This is a genomic window from Faecalibacterium intestinale, from assembly GCF_040096575.1.
GTDB lineage: Bacteria > Bacillota > Clostridia > Oscillospirales > Ruminococcaceae > Faecalibacterium > Faecalibacterium intestinale.
In genome coordinates, this window is sequence record NZ_JBBMEN010000008.1 from 20356 (window position 1) to 36708 (window position 16353).

14 protein-coding genes and 1 tRNA gene are annotated in these 16353 nt (G+C 59.2%); 8 read left to right on the plus strand and 7 right to left on the minus strand.

The annotated features are described in order from the left end of the window. Nucleotides 1-33: 33 nt before the first annotated feature. Nucleotides 34-1104: a glycosyltransferase gene (locus WMO20_RS07740; RefSeq protein WP_494337717.1), complete on the minus strand. Its 1071-nt coding sequence runs from the start codon at nt 1102-1104 to the stop codon at nt 34-36. 44 nt (nt 1105-1148) lie between these two features. Continuing rightward, nucleotides 1149-1799, minus strand: coding sequence for an HAD family hydrolase (locus tag WMO20_RS07745; RefSeq protein ID WP_308563609.1), 651 nt, complete (start codon nt 1797-1799; stop codon nt 1149-1151). Between the two features lie 180 nt (nt 1800-1979). Between WMO20_RS07745 and WMO20_RS07750 the strand changes: the two genes are divergently transcribed. After that, entirely contained in the window at nt 1980-3161 is a 1182-nt protein-coding gene (locus WMO20_RS07750) for a patatin-like phospholipase family protein (protein WP_349186397.1), read from the plus strand. Then, nucleotides 3148-4779: a phosphoenolpyruvate--protein phosphotransferase gene (locus WMO20_RS07755; RefSeq protein ID WP_349186398.1), complete on the plus strand. Its 1632-nt coding sequence runs from the start codon at nt 3148-3150 to the stop codon at nt 4777-4779. The genes WMO20_RS07750 and WMO20_RS07755 overlap by 14 nt, the downstream gene beginning before the upstream one ends. Before the next feature lie 315 nt (nt 4780-5094). Here the strand turns inward: WMO20_RS07755 and WMO20_RS07760 are convergent, their stop codons facing one another. Both WMO20_RS07760 and prmA read right to left on the minus strand, forming a co-directional pair. Beyond that, nucleotides 5095-5838 carry an RsmE family RNA methyltransferase gene (locus tag WMO20_RS07760; RefSeq protein ID WP_316537922.1) on the minus strand — a complete coding sequence of 248 codons (744 nt, stop codon included), beginning with the start codon at nt 5836-5838 and terminating at the stop codon, nt 5095-5097. A gap of 31 nt (nt 5839-5869) precedes the next feature. After that, entirely contained in the window at nt 5870-6784 is a 915-nt protein-coding gene (gene prmA / locus WMO20_RS07765; protein WP_112091675.1) for a 50S ribosomal protein L11 methyltransferase, read from the minus strand. A 348-nt stretch (nt 6785-7132) separates the two neighbouring features. Between prmA and WMO20_RS07770 the strand changes: the two genes are divergently transcribed. The 3 genes from WMO20_RS07770 (at nt 7133) to WMO20_RS07780 (ending at nt 10579) form a co-directional block, all read left to right on the plus strand. Continuing rightward, entirely contained in the window at nt 7133-8599 is a 1467-nt protein-coding gene (locus tag WMO20_RS07770; RefSeq protein WP_349186399.1) for a PTS transporter subunit EIIC, read from the plus strand. Nucleotides 8600-8852: 253 nt separating this feature from the next. Then, nucleotides 8853-9980, plus strand: coding sequence for an N-acetylglucosamine-6-phosphate deacetylase (gene nagA / locus WMO20_RS07775; protein WP_316539994.1), 1128 nt, complete (start codon nt 8853-8855; stop codon nt 9978-9980). Next, complete coding sequence (locus tag WMO20_RS07780) at nt 9977-10579, plus strand: GNAT family N-acetyltransferase (RefSeq protein WP_112091678.1); 603 nt, start codon at nt 9977-9979, stop codon at nt 10577-10579. The genes nagA and WMO20_RS07780 overlap by 4 nt, the downstream gene beginning before the upstream one ends. Before the next feature lie 105 nt (nt 10580-10684). Here WMO20_RS07780 and WMO20_RS07785 read toward each other — a convergent pair whose 3' ends face one another. The 3 genes from WMO20_RS07785 to WMO20_RS07795 all read right to left on the minus strand — a co-directional run bounded on the left by WMO20_RS07785 (nt 10685) and on the right by WMO20_RS07795 (nt 13696). Next, complete coding sequence (locus tag WMO20_RS07785) at nt 10685-12718, minus strand: hypothetical protein (RefSeq protein ID WP_349186400.1); 2034 nt, start codon at nt 12716-12718, stop codon at nt 10685-10687. A gap of 28 nt (nt 12719-12746) precedes the next feature. Further along, entirely contained in the window at nt 12747-13427 is a 681-nt protein-coding gene (locus WMO20_RS07790) for a TetR/AcrR family transcriptional regulator (RefSeq protein WP_112091680.1), read from the minus strand. A 193-nt stretch (nt 13428-13620) separates the two neighbouring features. Beyond that, nucleotides 13621-13696, minus strand: a tRNA-Lys gene (locus WMO20_RS07795). Between the two features lie 403 nt (nt 13697-14099). Here WMO20_RS07795 and WMO20_RS07800 point away from each other — a divergent pair. The 3 genes from WMO20_RS07800 to WMO20_RS07810 all read left to right on the plus strand — a co-directional run bounded on the left by WMO20_RS07800 (nt 14100) and on the right by WMO20_RS07810 (nt 16291). Further along, nucleotides 14100-14627: a twin-arginine translocation signal domain-containing protein gene (locus WMO20_RS07800; RefSeq protein WP_349186401.1), complete on the plus strand. Its 528-nt coding sequence runs from the start codon at nt 14100-14102 to the stop codon at nt 14625-14627. 37 nt (nt 14628-14664) lie between these two features. Next, nucleotides 14665-15156, plus strand: a complete 492-nt coding sequence (locus WMO20_RS07805) for a twin-arginine translocation signal domain-containing protein (protein ID WP_349186402.1) — start codon at nt 14665-14667, stop codon at nt 15154-15156. A 241-nt stretch (nt 15157-15397) separates the two neighbouring features. Continuing rightward, complete coding sequence (locus tag WMO20_RS07810) at nt 15398-16291, plus strand: phosphate ABC transporter substrate-binding protein (RefSeq protein ID WP_349186403.1); 894 nt, start codon at nt 15398-15400, stop codon at nt 16289-16291. The last annotated feature ends 62 nt before the right edge of the window (nt 16292-16353 follow it).

The window sequence follows — 16353 nt, forward strand, 5'->3', positions numbered from 1 at the left end:
GCACATTCGTGCAGCGGCTTTTTGCTTAATGATTTATTCTTCCTTATCCCGGGGCTTTTTGCGGCGGGCGTGCTTTTTGGGCTTTCGCCGGGGCTTTTTGCGGGAGGGCTCGGGCTGGACAGAGACATCGTTCAGGCGGGACACGGCATCCAGCAAAGCGCCCTGCAGGCTGTCCGAGGGCACACCGCTTTCCGAAAAGGCGAACAGGAATTTGTAGATCTGGGGCTGCAGCTCCTCGTACAGTCCAAGGCGGGTGTACACCTCCTTGAACAGCTGAAAGACCTGCGTTTTGTTCTCCACGATCCCGCGCAGGTCGATCTGGGTGTGGCAGATGCTTTTGGGGTTCTGGATATAGTGATACCCGGCATCGGGGATGGAAACGAACACCTCCGCGTGTTCGAGATACCCCATGTTGAAGAGCAGATCCTCCGCCCAATGGACATCGGGCGCAAAGCCAAGCTGGTTTTCCGCGATGATCTCCCGGCGGTAGAGTTTGTTCCACAGCACGCCGTAGTAAAAGGAAGCGGGCTGCTGCATCAGGCGGCGGGCGTAGTCCTCCCGGCTGTAAACGCCCTGCGGCAGAAAGCCGTACTTGTGCACCTCGGTCTTGGGCGCTTCCGGCTCGATGCCCAGCGATTCCTGCAATGTTTCCAGCGCGTGCCCGGTCTTGCTGGAGTTGGAGGGGATCACCATCCAGTACGGGGCGATCACTAGATCCGCGCTGTGCTGCAAGGCGGCCTGCACAAGGTTCTGGGTGTAATCGGGGTCCAGAACATCATCGCTGTCCGCAAACTGGATATAGTCGCCCTGCGCAAGGGCAAGCCCGGCGTTCCGCGTGCGGGAAACGCCCTCGTTCTCCTTATCCACCACCACGAGACGGGGATCCTTTGCCCGGAACTGCTCGCAGATGGCAAGGCTGTCGTCCGTAGAGCCATCATTCAGCACGATGATCTCCAGCTCCTGATAGGTCTGGCTGCAGATGCTTTCCAGACAGCGGGAAAGCCCCTTCTGGGCGTTGTACACGGGCACGATGATGCTGACGAGCGGATTCGTCATGACAGGGCCTCCTTTTTCACGACAGGATTTGAGTATTATTATTATCATACTCCTGCGCCGCCCGGATTACAAGAGCGCTGCGCTGGGAAATATTACACCTGCGCCCAGTCCAGCGCGGTCCAGTCCGGCAGGAACTGGTCGCATACCCGGCGCAGAGCAGGGGCATCGGCGGCGCTGGAGACGTCCTGAATGCCCACCAGATAGAAGCCGGCATCGTGGGCAGTCTGGGCGGCGTAAATGGCGTCCTCGCACACGGCGCACCCGGCAGGGCTTGTGCCGCCAAGGCGGTGCAGCGCCTCCATAAAGGGGGCGGGGCTGCTTTTGCTCATCGCGCCCCGTGCTTCGATGTAAAAATCAAAGTATTCGTCGATGCCAAGGCGGGTCAGCACGGCGCGGCACTGGCTGCTCCATGTGTTGGAGCAAATGCACATCCGCGCGCCCTCGGCCCGCAGCCGGGCAAGGGTGTCCCGCACGCCGGGCTTCAGTTCCACCTTCTCGTACAATTGGGCGATCACCTCGCGCATCACGTCCAGATAGCCGTTCCTGTCCAGCGGCAGCGCATATTCCCGGATAAGGTACTGTGCGCCGTCCTCCATGCCCATGGTCAGCAGGGTCTCGTGCAGGTCTGCCTTCGGGGTGCGGCCAAAGCGCGCCAGCAGCGCCTCCGGGGCACCCTCCCATACCACCACCATGCTGTCGGTCAGGGTACCGTCCATATCAAAGATCCATTGTTTGCAGTGCATACTTTCCTCCTGTTGTGCGCCCCTCCGGGCCGCAGTGATACACGTCTCTGGCTAGTATAGCACGAAACTTTCACAGGAAAAAGGCATGATCTCTGAAAATTCGGGAGAATTTTATCCGAAAGTATGGTATAATTATAACAATTTTAGAAAATACCGGGAACGTGCACGGGAGGGTTTGATATGGAACGCAGAGATCCCACGCAAAAGGCGCTGGTGCTGGCAGGCGGCGGCGCGCGCGGCAGCTATCAGGTGGGCGTCTGGCGGGCTTTGATGGAGCTGGACTGGCACCCGCAGATCATCACTGGCACCAGCGTGGGCGGGCTGAACGGCGCCATGTTCGTGCTGGATCTGTACGAGACTGCCCGGGATATGTGGCTGACCATCCGCAGCCGGGATGTGATGGAGCTGCCGGAGGAAAACGCCGACCTTTCCGCCCTGCACCAGTTTCTGCGCCGGGTGGTAAAGGAAGGCGGCATGGACGTGACCCCGCTGGAGGAGATCGTGGAGCGGGTGCTGGACGAGGACGCGCTGCGGGCAGCGCCCATCCGGTTCGGCATCGTGACGGTGGAGCAGCGGGGGCTGCGCCCCCGGGAGTTGACGTTGGAGGATATCCCCGCCGGGCAGGTACGGGACTACCTGATGGCTTCGGCGGCCTGCTTCCCCGCCCTGCGGGCGCGGCAGATCGACGGGGTAAAGTTTCTGGACGGCGGGTACAGCGATAATATGCCCACCGGCCTTGCCAAGACCATGGGTGCAGAGGAGCTGGTCTGTGTGGACCTTGAGGGCGTGGGCATCACCCGCCCCAACCTGACCGGTCTGCCCACCACCATGATCCGCAGCTACTGGGAACTGGGCGATATCCTGCACTTCGACCCTGACACCGCCAAGCGCAACATGGAGCTGGGCTATTACGACACCCTGCGCGCCTTTGGCCGCATCCGGGGCTGTGCCTACGCGGTGGACAGCGGTGCGGACAGCAGCGCCGATGCCGAAGCCTTCCGTGCCGCCTTTGACGCGGTGCAGAAGGAGGTGCGGGAGAAGTACCCCGTCACCCTGACCGCAGATGCCGCTTTGCTGCTGGCACGGATGAAGGACGCCCAGCTTGCCCCGCTGGAAGCCGCCGCCGAGGACGCCGGGGTAGACCCCACCCACTTTTATACCACCCGGACGCTGGCCCAGGCGTTTCTGGCGGCGTGCGACAAAGACCGCATGGAAAGCTTTGCCCCGCTGTTTACGGGCAGCAGCACCCCTGGGCAGGCAGCGCTGGCCGCGTTGCTGCCCAATACATTCTTACAGGCGCTGGTGTGGCGCACTTTGACCGCATCGGCTTTGCCGGAGGTGACAGAAGATGAAGGTTTATAAAGGCGTATCCGCTTCCCCGGGGTTGGTGCTGGGACAGGTGAGCCGACTGGAACATCATGTGGAGACCTTCAGCCACGGCCCTTTCAACCCGGAGCGGGAGCTGCGGCTGCTGGCAAACGCCGTGCACACGGCGCAGAATGAGCTGGACTCCATGGCGGAGCGCGCCGCGCCCACCGAGCAGGCCATCTTTTTGTTCCAGAGCATGATGCTGGACGACGAGGGCATGATGAACGAGGTGCGCTTTTGCATCAATGCGGGCATCAGCGCTTCGGCGGCGATGCATCAGGTGGGGCAGCGCTACGCCGACCAGCTTGCCAACATGAAGGATAACCCCTATATGCAGCTGCGCAGCGTGGATATTCTGGACGCCACCCGCCGGGTGATCAATATCCTGACCAACCGCCCCCGGGTGTGGCTGGCGCTGGATCATCCGGTGATCCTTGCCGCCGACCGGCTGATGCCCACCGACCTGTTCAGCGTGCCCTCCGGCATGATCTTGGGCGTCATCACCGCAGAGGGCAGCGGCCAGAGCCATGCCGCCATCATTGCCCGGGCAATGAACATCCCGGGTATCGTGCAGGTGGGCAAGGATTTTCTGGACGACTGCGACGGACGCACCGTCATTCTGGATGCAACCAACGGCAACTGCATCCTCGACCCGGACGCCGTCGCCCGCCAGCAGGCAGAAGCCAGCATCTGCCAGCTCCAGCGCGAGGACGCGGAGATGAAGCAGCTGCACAGCCTGCCGGATGAGACAAGGGACGGCGAACCCTTTGAGCTGCTGGCCAACTGCTTCGGCCCGGAGGATATCGACACCGCCATGCAGTCCGGTGCAAAGGGCGTTGGGCTGCTGCGCAGCGGCTACATGATGCTGCCCGGGCGCATTCTGGACGAGCAGGAGCAGTACTTTTTCTATTGCTCCTGTCTGGCAGCGGCAAACGGCTGCCCGGTGACCGTGCGCACCTTCGACTTTGGCTCCGACCGCACCGTGGCCGATGCCAATCAGGGGCCGCAGTCCTCCAAACTCGGTCTGCGCGGCATCCGCAACAGCCTGCGCCAGCCCCAGCAGTTCCAGACCCAGATCTGCGCTTTGCTGCGCGCAGCCGCCCGGGGCCCGCTGCGGGTGATGTTCCCCATGGTGACCGAGGTGGAGGACTGGGACGCCGCCATGAGCATCGTGGAGCACTGCCGCCAGAGTCTGCGGGAGCGGGGCGTGCCCTTTAACGAGAACACCCAGTTCGGCGTGATGCTGAGCATCCCCGCCGCCTGCCTGACCGTGGAAGACTTTATAGCCCACGGCTGCGATTTTCTGGTCATCGGCACCAACGACCTGACCCAGTACACCCACGCCGCCGACCGGGAGCTTGCCAGCGCAGAGCACTACTACCGCCCCGCCAGCCCGGCCATGAAAAAGCTGATCACCATGGTGATGGATGCCGCCAGCGCGCACCACGTCCCGGTGACCATCTGCGGCCTTGCCGTGGGCAACCCCGCCAACACGGCGCAGTACCTGCACCTTGGTCTGCGCAGCTTCTCGGTAAGCCCCCAGAACCTGCTCAAGGTAAAGCAAGCCCTGCTGGACACCGATGCCCACCCGGATGCAGGGGAAAAGGACTGAAAGCACTTTACAAAGCGTAATATAATGTGAAATAATAAGAGGCTGTTGCACAAATCCCTGTGCAGCAGCCTTTTTGGCGTTGTGTTTTTAACTTTAGCGGGCTCGCCCTCTCCGTCTGCTCACTTTGTTCGCATCCACCTCTCCCAAAGGGAGAGGCCTTGGCAAAGAGATGAAGTCTGCGTGGACTGCCAAGGGCTCTCACTTTGAGGGCCGACTTCCCCCGGCCGGGGGAAGATGTCGTGCAGCGACAAAAGGGGGAATCTGGCATCGCGCAGCGATGACTGAGAGGGCGAGGACGCTGACCGCGTGCAGCAATTACTCCAGATTCCCCGTCAGGGTCATGACGGCGGAGAGCACCGCCAGCGGGGCGGTCTCGCAGCGGAGGATGCGGGGGCCAAGGCCTACCGTTTTTGCCCCGGCCTTGGCAGCCATTTCGGCTTCCTCGGCGGCAAAGCCGCCCTCTGCGCCGGTAACGATGGCAAGGCGCAGCTTCTGCCCGTCGGCGGGCTTTGCTTCGGCCAGCAGCTGGCGCAGGGGTGCGCCGCCGCACTCGTAGCAGAACAGCACAAGGTCGTACTGGTCAAAGCTGCGGCACACCGCCCCGAAGTTTGGCAGCGGCAGGGCTACGTCCGGCAGAACGCCCCGGCCGCACTGCTTGGCGGCTTCCAGCGCAATGCGGTTGTAGCGCTCGTTCTTCTGCTCCTCTTTTTTGGGGGCGGCCACGCAGTAGCGGCTGAAAAAGGGCACGATATGCGCCGCGCCCAGCTCGACCCCGTGCTTGATGATCTGTTCCAGCTTGTCCTGCTTGGGGTAGCCCGCCAGCAACGTCACCTCCACGGTGGGCTCGGCGGCGCTGGGGTAGCCCGGCTCTACGGCAAAGTCTACCCTGTCCTCCCCAAAGCCGGTGATGGTGGCGGTGTACTCTACGGCGCTGCCGTCGCAGAGGATGACGGTATCCCCCGGCTTTGCCCGCATCACCCGGGCAAGGTGATGGGCGTCCGCACCCCGCAGGGTGGCGGTGCCGTCAGAGATCTCGGTGGTAAAGTAGCGGTGCGGCATACTGTGCGCTCCTTCTCATAATGTATGGATATCAGGCCTTTTTGCAGACGATGCACTCCCAGCCGCGCTTTTCCTTCACTTCCACAATGGCAAGCCCAGCCTTTTCCAGCCCGGCGATCACCTCGTCCTTGCGGCTGTCGATGATGCCGCTGGCAATAAAGGTGGCACCCTCCGCCATCAGGCCGGGCACGGCGGGTGCAAGGCTGAGGATGGCGTTTGCCACGATGTTGGCAGTGATGATATCATAAGTGCCGCTGGCTTTATCGGACAGGTCGCCCACCAGCACGGTGAGCTTATCCTGCACGCCGTTCAGGGCTGCGTTCTCCCCGGCGGTGCGCACCGCCACAGGGTCGATGTCCACGCCCTCGGCGCTGGCGGCACCCAGCTTGAGGGCGGCAATGGCAAGGATGCCGCTGCCGGTGCCGATATCCAGCACCCGCTCGCCGCCGCGCACCTGCTCGTCCAGCGCTTCAAGGCAAAGGCTGGTGGTCTCGTGACCGCCGGTGCCGAAGGCAAGGCCGGGGTCAAGGATCAGCTTGACCCGGTCGGTGTCGTACTGCTGCCACGAGGGCACCACAGCCAGACGGCTGCCGATCTCCATGGGGTGGTAGTATTTGCGCCAGCCGTTCTGCCAGTCCTCCTGCTCCACGCCCTCAGTCTCCACGGTGTAGGGGATGCCGGCGGCTTCCATGCGGGCGGCGATAAGCGCCAGCGTTTCCACCTGAGAAGCGCCCGGCTCCAGATACAGATGGATGATCACGGTATCCCGGGGCTTGTCCAGCAGCTCCTGCTCGATCAGATCCACGTGGGCGATCTCGGCCACCTGCTGCTCGATGTCGCTGTAATCCTCGATGTAGATGCCGCCCTCGGCGATCAGGGTAGCAACGGCTTCGGCGTTTTCGGCATCAGCCTTGGCCACAGTCAGGCGGATATCGGTCCATTCCATAAGGCATTCTCCTTTTACGTTGTATCCATGCCGCCCGGCGGGGCAGATGGAAAAAAGTTCTCTTATCTGTATAGTACCCGATTCTGCGCTGGGATGCAAGCATTTGGACAAAATAGACATAAAAAGAAAAGATTTTTCAGCACTTAAATCAGAACGCGTGCAGAAAAAACAAAAAATACTGACAAGCGTACCGTTAAACAAGGACTTTTGGTGCATTTTAATAGAAAAAAGAAAAAACCACTTTCTTTTTTTGCAAAAATATGTTACTATTCTGTTACGGAACTATGGACAGCCTGCAACCAGAGACTGTCTGTAAACACAAACATTCTTTAAGGAGGAATGTGTCTTATGATGAAGTATCTCCAGAAACTGGGCAAAGCTCTGATGCTTCCCGTCGCTGTGCTGCCGATCTGCGGCATCCTGATGGGTCTTGGTTATGCCCTCGCTCCGGGCGTTATGGGCGTTCCCGGTGCACCGACTTCCGGTGCAGCATACACCGTCGGCTTCCTGCTGGTCAAGGCAGGCGGCGCTCTGATCGATAACATGGCATGGCTGTTTGCCATTGGTGCCGCTGTCGGCCTTGCTGACAACGATGGCACCGCAGGTCTGGCCGGTCTGGTCAGCTTCCTGATGATGCAGCAGCTGCTGAACCCCAGCGTGGTCAGCATGGTGCGCACTCTGGAAGAGGGCACCGCTACCTACATCGCCTTCCAGAAGGTCGCCGGCAACTCCTTCATCGGCATTCTGGCCGCTGTTGTGGGTGCTGCCTGCTACAACAAGTTCAAGAATATCCAGCTGCCTGACTGGCTGGCATTCTTCTCCGGCAAGCGCTTCGTTGCAATTGCTACCGGCCTGATCTCCATTCTGGTGTCCGTGGTTCTGCTGTTCGTCTGGCCCGTCATCTTCGACGCACTGGTCGCTCTGGGCAAGGGCATCGCTGGCATGGACGGCATCGGCGCCGGCATCTACGCCTTCCTGAACCGTCTGCTCATCCCCACCGGCCTGCACCACGCTCTGAACAACGTGTTCTGGTTCGATACCATCGGTTTGGGCGACCTGAGCCACTTCTGGGCTGGCGAGACTTCCGCTGATGTGGACTGGAGCCTTGGTATGTATATGTCCGGCTTCTTCCCCTGCATGATGTTCGGTATCATGGGCGCTGCTCTGGCTATGGTCAAGACCGCTAAGAACAAGAAGGCCGCTATTGGTCTGGTTCTGTCCGCTGCAATTTGCGCATTCGTCTGCGGCGTTACCGAGCCCTTCGAGTTCGGCTTCATGTTCCTGTGCTTCCCGCTGTACGTTGTGTACTCCGCTCTGTACGGCATCTTCACCATCATCACCTACTACACCGGTTTCCGTGCTGGCTTCTGCTTCTCCGCAGGCGCTACCGACCTGATCTTCTCTGCATCCCTGCCCGCAGCTGCTAAGACTTGGATGATCATTCCTCTGGGCATCGCAGCATTCCTGGTGTTCTACTTCGTGTTCTACTTCGCTATCACCAAGTTCGACCTGAAGACCCCCGGCCGTGAGGATGACGACGAGGAAGCTGAGAAGAAGGTCGTTCTGGCTAACAACAACTACACCGAAGTCGCTTCTGCTGTTCTGGCTGCTGTCGGCGGCAAGGAGAACGTGAAGGACGTTGGTTACTGCGCAACCCGTCTGCGTTTTGAGGTGAAGGATAACGCCAAGGTCGACGAGAAGGCTGTCAAGGCTGCCGGTGCTGCCGGTGTTATCCGTCCCAGCAAGAACGCTTGCCAGGTCATCATCGGCACCAAGGTGCAGTTCGTGTACGACGAGCTGAAGAAGATGCTGTGATCCTGCACTTCTGAAAAGAATGAACTGCAAAAGTCTGGTTGATTTTGCAGTATGAACCGGGCCGCCGGGGGCGGGGTGCACAGCGCCCCCTCCCGGCGGCCCGCTCTTTTTGCACGGCGGTACAATGTTCACACAAAAGGACTTTTGTAAAAACACCCGGCGTGCTATACTGGGTGAAAAGCAAAAAGCTGTTTTCGTAAGCGGGGTGCAATGCTTATGAAAACGGCTTCAAGGAAAGAACGAGGTGTTTTGTATGATCCTTCAGAATGCACTGGTCTATACCCCGCGCCACACCTTTGAGCGCGGCACCATCATCATCCACGATGGCCGTATCGTGCCCTTTGCCGCCCCGGAAGAGGGCGAAGAGGTGCTGGACGCCGAGGGGCTGTACGCCCTGCCGGGCCTTGTGGATATCCACTTCCACGGGGCGATGGGCAAGGATTTCTGCGATGGCACCGAGGAGGCCATCCAGACGCTGGCGGATTTTGAGGCCAGCAAGGGCGTGCTGGCCATCTGCCCCGCCACCATGACCTACCCCGAGGAGATCCTGAACAAGGTAATGGACGCCGCTGCCGCCCATAAAAACGGCAAGGGTGCCGACCTTGTGGGCATCAACATGGAAGGCCCCTTCATCAGCCCCAAAAAGGTGGGCGCACAGAACCCGGAGTATGTGCAGGGCGCAGACGCCGCCATGTTCCGCCGTTTGCAGAAGCGTGCAAACGGTCTGATCAAGCTGGTGGACGTTGCACCCGAAGAGCCGGGCAATCTGGACTTTATCAAGGAGTGCCATAACGAGGTGCGCATCTCCATCGCCCACACCTGCACCGACTACGACACCGCCGTCAAGGCCTTTGAAGCCGGTGCCACCCACATGACCCACTTGTACAATGCCATGCCCGGCATCACCCACCGTGCGCCCGGTCCCATCATTGCGGCCATGGAGCACGATGCCGAGGTGGAGCTCATCACCGATAACGTGCACATCCACCCCGCCGTGGTGCGGTTCACCTTCAACACCTTCGGGGACGACCGCGTCTGCCTGATTGCAGACAGCGCTATGTCCTGCGGCCTGCCGGACGGTCAATACAGTCTGGGCGGACAGGCCATCACGGTCAAGGGGCCCCGCGCCACCCTGACCGAGCACCCGGACACCATTGCGGGCAGCAACACCTGTCTGTACGACTGCATGAAGCGCGCCGTGCTGGAGATGAACGTGCCGCTGGAAAGCGCCGTCCGCGCCGCCAGCGAGAACCCCGCCAAGAGCATTGGCGTGGACAACGACTACGGCAGCCTTGCCGCCGGACGCTACGGCAACGTGATCCTTGCGGACAAGGAGCTGAACATCAAGGCTGTCATCCAGAAAGGAAACCGGATCGTATGAGAGAGCCTGCGTTTATCTGGCGGCTGCTCACCGGCCCGGAGCTGACCGATGTGTATCTGAACGAGATGCGCCGGGACTTTCCTGCCGGGGAGCTGAAGCCCCTGAGCATGATCCTGAACAGCGAAGCGGATGGCACTGCCCACACATGGGGCGTGTTTGACGGGGACACCCTTGCCGCCTATCTGCTGATGGTGCGTCCCGAGGGCTGCCGGATGAGCCAGCTGGATTATTTTGCCGTAGTGCCCGCCTACCGCGCCCACGGCATTGGGGCGCAGCTGCTGGCGCAGCTGCCCGCCCACGAGGACACCGCCGAGGCCATTTTAATTGAAGCCGAAATGCCGGAAAAGGCCGAGGACGCAGCCATGGCAGTGCGGCGGCTGGGCTTTTACGCCCGCTGCGGCGCGTGGGACACCCACTACACCGAGCATCTTTTTGACGCGTGGTTCCGCATTCTGGTGCTGGACTGCCCGGGCTGCGCGCCCCTTGCCCCGGAGACTGCAGTGGAAGCCCTGACCGACTGCTACCGCCGCACCATCAGCCCTACCCAGTGGCAAAAGCACGTGCAGTTCTTTGCCCCGGATGGCAGCGTGTGCGGCTGAGGGCAAAACGCACATAACCATAACATAAAAGAATGCCCGCCCACCGTGGTTTCCCACAGGTGGGCGGGCATTTTGCGGTTTATCGTTTGTGCGCTGTAAAAGCGCTCAGAGGGCGGCGGTCTGGGGGAGCAGGCGGAAGAGCATTACGGGAAGCCCGCTGTTTGCAAAATCCAGCGTAAAGATGAGTTTGCCGTTCTTTGCTTCAAAAGGCATCTCCGTCTGCGTGCCGTCCGGGGCAATGCGCACAAGCTTTTTGCCTTCCAGCAGTCCGGCGGGCAGCGCAAGCCTTACCAGACCGGTGGGCTGCGTCAGACTGCCGGCAGTCTCAAATGCCACACTCAGGTATTCCCCGTTCGTCCGTGCGGTCACATCCTCCGCAGAAAGACTGCCGCTGATAGTCCACGCCGTTGCGGCTTCGATCTTTTCCAGCTGCGCGGCGTTTTCTGCCTGCCCGCACACGGGGCAGAAGGTCAGCGTTTCGCCTTCCGCAGTGCGGAAAGTAAACTTCCGGCAATCAGTGCTGCCGGTGTGCGCGCAGCCCTGCCGCAGACAATCGGCGCTCTGAGCGCCGGTTCCGTTCGGGGACCATGCACCGAACTGGTGTCCCAGCTTATCGGTCGGGTCTGCGGTGTAGCTGTCTTTGCAGCGGGAGCATGTAAAAACAGTATAGCCGTCTGTTTCACAGGTAGGCTCTACGGTAACAGCCTGATAATCATGATTCAGCGCGGGCAGTTCCGCATAGGTGGTATAATCGCAGCGGGAACAGGTGTCGTAAGCGTTCCAGCCGATTTCCGTGCAGGTAGGGGCTTTTGCATCGTGATTCACCAAATCATGGTTCAGTGCGGGCTGCTCCGCATAGGTGGTATAGTCACAACGAGAACAGGTGTCGTAAGCATCCCAGCCCTTTTCCGTGCAGGTAGGGGCTTTTGCTGCGTGCTGCTCCAGAGCATGGTTCAGTGCGGGCTGCTCTGCATAGGTGGTATAGTCACAACGAGAGCAGGTTTCGTAAGCGTCCCAGCCGATTTCCGTACAGGTAGGGGCTTTTGCATCGTGATTCACCAGATTATGGTTCAGTGCGGGCTGCTCCGCATAGGTGGTATAGTCACAACGGGAGCAGGTTTTGTAAGCGTCCCAGCCCTTTTCCGTGCAGGTGGGGGCTTTTGCTGCGTGCTGCTTCAAATCATGTTTCAGCGCTGGCTGCTCCGCGTAGGTGGTATAGTCACAACGGGAGCAGGTTTCGTAAGCGTTCCAGCCCTTTTCCGTACAGGTGGGGGCTTTTGCTGCGTGCTGCTTCAAATCATGGTTCAGTGCGGGCTGCTCCGCATAGGTGGTATAGTTGCAACGGGAGCAGGTGTCGTAAGCGTTCCAGCCGGGTTTCGTACAGGTGGCGGCTTTCGCTTCGTGAGGCACCAAATCATGGTTCAGTGCGGGCACCTCTGCATAGGTGTTATAGTCGCAGCGGGAACAGGTTTTGTAAGCATCCCAGCCGATTTCCTTACAGGTGGCGGGTTTTGCTTGGTGGTACACAAAATCATGTTTCAGTGCGGGGATTTCTCGATAAGTGGTATAGTTGCAGCCGGAGCGGGAGCAGGTGTCGTAAGCCTTCCAGCCGATCTCCGTACAGGTGGCGGCTTTCGCTTCGTGATGCACCAAGTCGTGACCGCCGTCGTACTGCCCTTTGCAAGTGGTGCACTTTCCCTTCGTGATGCAGGTCGCGTTGGGGTCGCCGCCGCAGGGTACGTTCTCTTCTTTTGCGTCGCAGTTGGGGTTCGTGCATATGCGGGTGTGCGTGCCGTCGCCGTTAGGATTCCACTCGCCCCATGCGTGACCGGGGATGTCGTATTCCGCGCCGCAATCTTCACAGATTTTGCCCTCGGTGCAGGTGGGACCTTGGGTACCGCCGGTATGTACCTGTAAATGCGTAACATTGCCATCCTTGTGGCAGTTCTGGCATGCATCTACACAAACCTTATGATAGGCCGAATCATATTTTTCGTATCTGCGAACCTCACGTTCTTCCCTAATCCCACAGAAGGCGCAGTACACCGGGACTGTTTCTGCCGCCGCTTTTAACACGATCCCCGGTATCAGGCACACCATTGCCAGCACCGTCAAACACCGGATCAGCCATTTTTTCATGTTGCTCCCTCCTTGTCATCAAACCTTGTTATCCTTTCAGATCAAACTGCACGGACAGCGATGCAAGCACGGCATCTACCACCTTCCGCGCCTGGGCAAGCATATCGATCTCCGCCACAAAAGCGATGACCTGCTCGCGCTCCTGCGCGGGGACCTGCAGCGCACTCAGGCTCATGCTCAGGAACCGCCGTATTTTGCGCTCCAGCGTAAAGTAGGGGTCGCACCGCCGTGCCATGTAGCCGCGCATCATGCCAGCCGTGCCCAGCTCCATCTCGTAGAAATCGCACTCGGCGCACCCGGGCAGATACGCGCTGAACGCCGCCTGCAGCTCGGCCGTGGTGCTGCGGTGAATGATCTCCGCCGTGGCGGGGAAGGTGTACGCTTCCACATAGATATCCCGCAGATTCTCGCTCAGCTCGGTCATCGCCAGCTGCAAAGCCGTTTCCACCGCGTAGAGGTACACCGGCGAGGGGGCGTTTGCCGCCAGCGGCCTTACCGCGCCGAACTGCCTGCTGAACATCATGCCGATCAGCTCGGTCAGCACACCGTCCTTGGTGCGGAAAATATTCTGGAACGACCCGGCAGAAACATCTGCTTCCTTTAAAATTTCTGCAACCTTGGTGTTCGTGTAGCCTTTTTCCAGAAAAAGCCGGACACAGGCGGTCAGTATCCGCCGTTTTGCTTCTTTGCTGTCGTATCTGCGCGCCATTGGAAATCATCCTTTTCCATAATTGGTTTCTAACCCAATTATATATTGATTTTAAAATCACGTCAAGTAAACTTTTCAGGGCGTATTTTGGGCAGGTTGACGGAATTTAAACTTCCCGCCGGTGTGCAAAAGTGTGCAGAGCCCCAGAAAATGAAAAATCCCACGAGGAATCTTACGATTCTTCGTGGGATTTTGGTGCGCTCGAGGGAACTCGAATCCCTGGCCCTCTGATTAAAAGTCAGATGCTCTACCGGCTGAGCTACGAGCGCATATTCCGCAGCAAAACAATACTGCCGAATAATATTACCACAATTGACTGCAAAAAGCAAGAGCAGCGCCGAAAAAAGCGGAAATTCCCGCGCAAGCGCCCGGATTTGCGGCGGGAGAGATTTTCCGGCGCACAGCATTCGGCGGAAGCCGGTGCGCGCCGCCTATGACTGGGTGCTGCTGTGCAGCGTTTGCAGCCGGCAGTGCTCTGCCCCAAAACCGGCGTGCGGAGCATACCCGGCGGCGCACGCTCCCGTCGGGCAGAAAAAGCAGTGCGGAGCGGCAGTGTCCCGCTATTATATTTAAGGTACGATAAAATGGTGAAACCTAAATTCCGATAGTTGACAACGTGGTAAAATGTGGTACTCTTAGGGTACAAAAAAGCTTTTGAGGAGGGTTTTTATTATGGCTATGAAGATGGATCGCCGTTCCTTTTTAAAGACCTCTGCTGCGGTGGCAGCGGCAGTATCTATGACCGGACTGCTGGGCGGCTGCAGTGGCGGTGACGATGGCACTGATCTGGGTGGCTTTACGGTTGCTGTGGGCGAATGGAGCGCCGTCCCTTATGATCAGGGTATAGGTACCGGGAAATCTTGGTATGCAGATTTCGCAGTGACTGTGCGTGTTCATAATCTGGATAATTCCAATGGCTTTAGTTTCCCTGCAAAATCCGTATTTATGCTTAAGATCAACGGTCAGAAAGTCGCGTTGCAGGGTGGAGATTTGCTGAGCAATATCACGCTGGTCATGAAAAAGGGTGAGCGTAGAACGGGCATTCTGACCTTCCGTCTGGATGAGAGCCAGAAAAATCTCTATCAGGCAATGGAAGCACATACCGCAGAGATCAAGCTTACGGTTGGCGTTGACCCCACCGAGACCTATACCGGTGTTTACGAAGGCTATACTTTTAAGAAGGATTCCAAGCTTGCGTAATTGAACGCAAGCTGCCTAATACAGGAGGTGCATCGCTATGATCAACCGCAGAACATTTCTCAAGCTCAGCGCCGGGGCACTGGTGCTGACCGCCGCAGGGGCTTTGACCGGCTGCGGGGATACCGTAGTCGACAAGACCAGCGGCGTAGCCAAGATCGGTGATGTCACCTTTATCTGTGCAACACCGTTTCTGGGCGGCGGCGATAATTTTGCACTGACCTATTGCACAGAGTTCACCGTCCAGAACAACAGCGCTGAAAAGGTGGTCATCAAGCCGGAGGACATCACCTGCATCTTCCGCGAGTCAGATACAGAGGAAACGCTGTATTTCAAGCGGAACGAGCTGATCGCAGCGCCGGGACAGACGGTCGTCTACAATGGCTCGCAGAAGTTCTATCTGGAGACCAAGGAGCGCATCCCGGAAAAGAACAGTCCCGGCACCTATGAGCTGCGCGTGCGCTACAATGGCAAAACCGCTGTGTTCCTCTACGGGAACAACGGCAAAAACGTAACAGGCCGCGTAGAGTAAAACCCAATACATCCCGCCGCCGGGCACTTCTGGAAACAGGAGTGCCCGGCGGCTTTTGTTTTGTGCCGCATTACCTGTTCTTTACATTGGGGCTGGCATTGTGCACAAAGTTTTACGCACTTTTTGCACGTCCATGGTCGCGGCAAGGGCGGCAAAGCGGTAGAATAAGGCCGTTCCCAAGGAAAACACAAAAAGACAGTGCCGGGCGGGCGCCCGGGTTTTTAATGGAGGAAATTCTATCATGAAAAAGATCTCTCGTCGTTCGTTCCTGACCGTTTGCGGTGCAGCTGCTGCGGCTGCTGCTCTGACTGCCTGCGGCGGTTCTGCTTCTTCCGCATCCAGCACCGCTGCTTCTGCTTCCACCACCGCTTCTTCCGCTGCCGGGCAGGCAGCCGGCACCCTGAGCGGCAACGTTGCGACCGGCGGTTCTACTTCCATGAAGAACGTCATTGCTGCCCTGACCGAGGGCTTTGCCGAGGTCGAGCCGGGCGTTACCGTCAGCTACGACCCCACCGGTTCCGGCGCTGGCATCACCGGCGCTACCGACAAGACGCTGGACATCGGCCTGTCCTCCCGCGCCCTGAAGGACGATGAGAAGAACGATGTGGACGGCACCATTGTGGCGCTGGACGGCATCGCCATCATCGTGAGCAAGGACAGCAAGGTCGCTGACCTGAGCGTGGAGCAGCTCAAGAAGATGTTCACCGGCGAGATCACCAACTGGAAGGATGTCGGCGGCGACGACGGCGAGATCGTTCTGGTGGGTCGTGAGGCCGGTTCCGGCACCCGCGATGGCTTTGAGAGCATCGTGGACGTGAAGGACAGCTGCAAGTACGCACAGGAGCTGACCGCTACCGGCGCTGTCATCAGCGCCGTGGAAGCAAACCCGCTGGCCATCGGCTACGCTTCTCTGTCCGCTGTGGGCGATACTGTCGCCATGGTCACCGTGGAGGGTGTGGAGTGCAGCGAGGACACCGTGAAAGATGGCAGCTACAAGATCCAGCGTCCCTTCGTGTTCGTTACCAACAAGAGCGTTGCCCTGTCTGAGCAGGCACAGGCCTTTGTGGACTTTGCCACCAGCAAGGACGCTGCCGACCTCATCCGCACCGCAGGCGCTGTGCCCGTGAACGAGTAACGGTTAGCGGGCTCGCCCTCTCCGTCATTGCTTGCGCAATGCCACCTCTCCCAAAGTGAGAG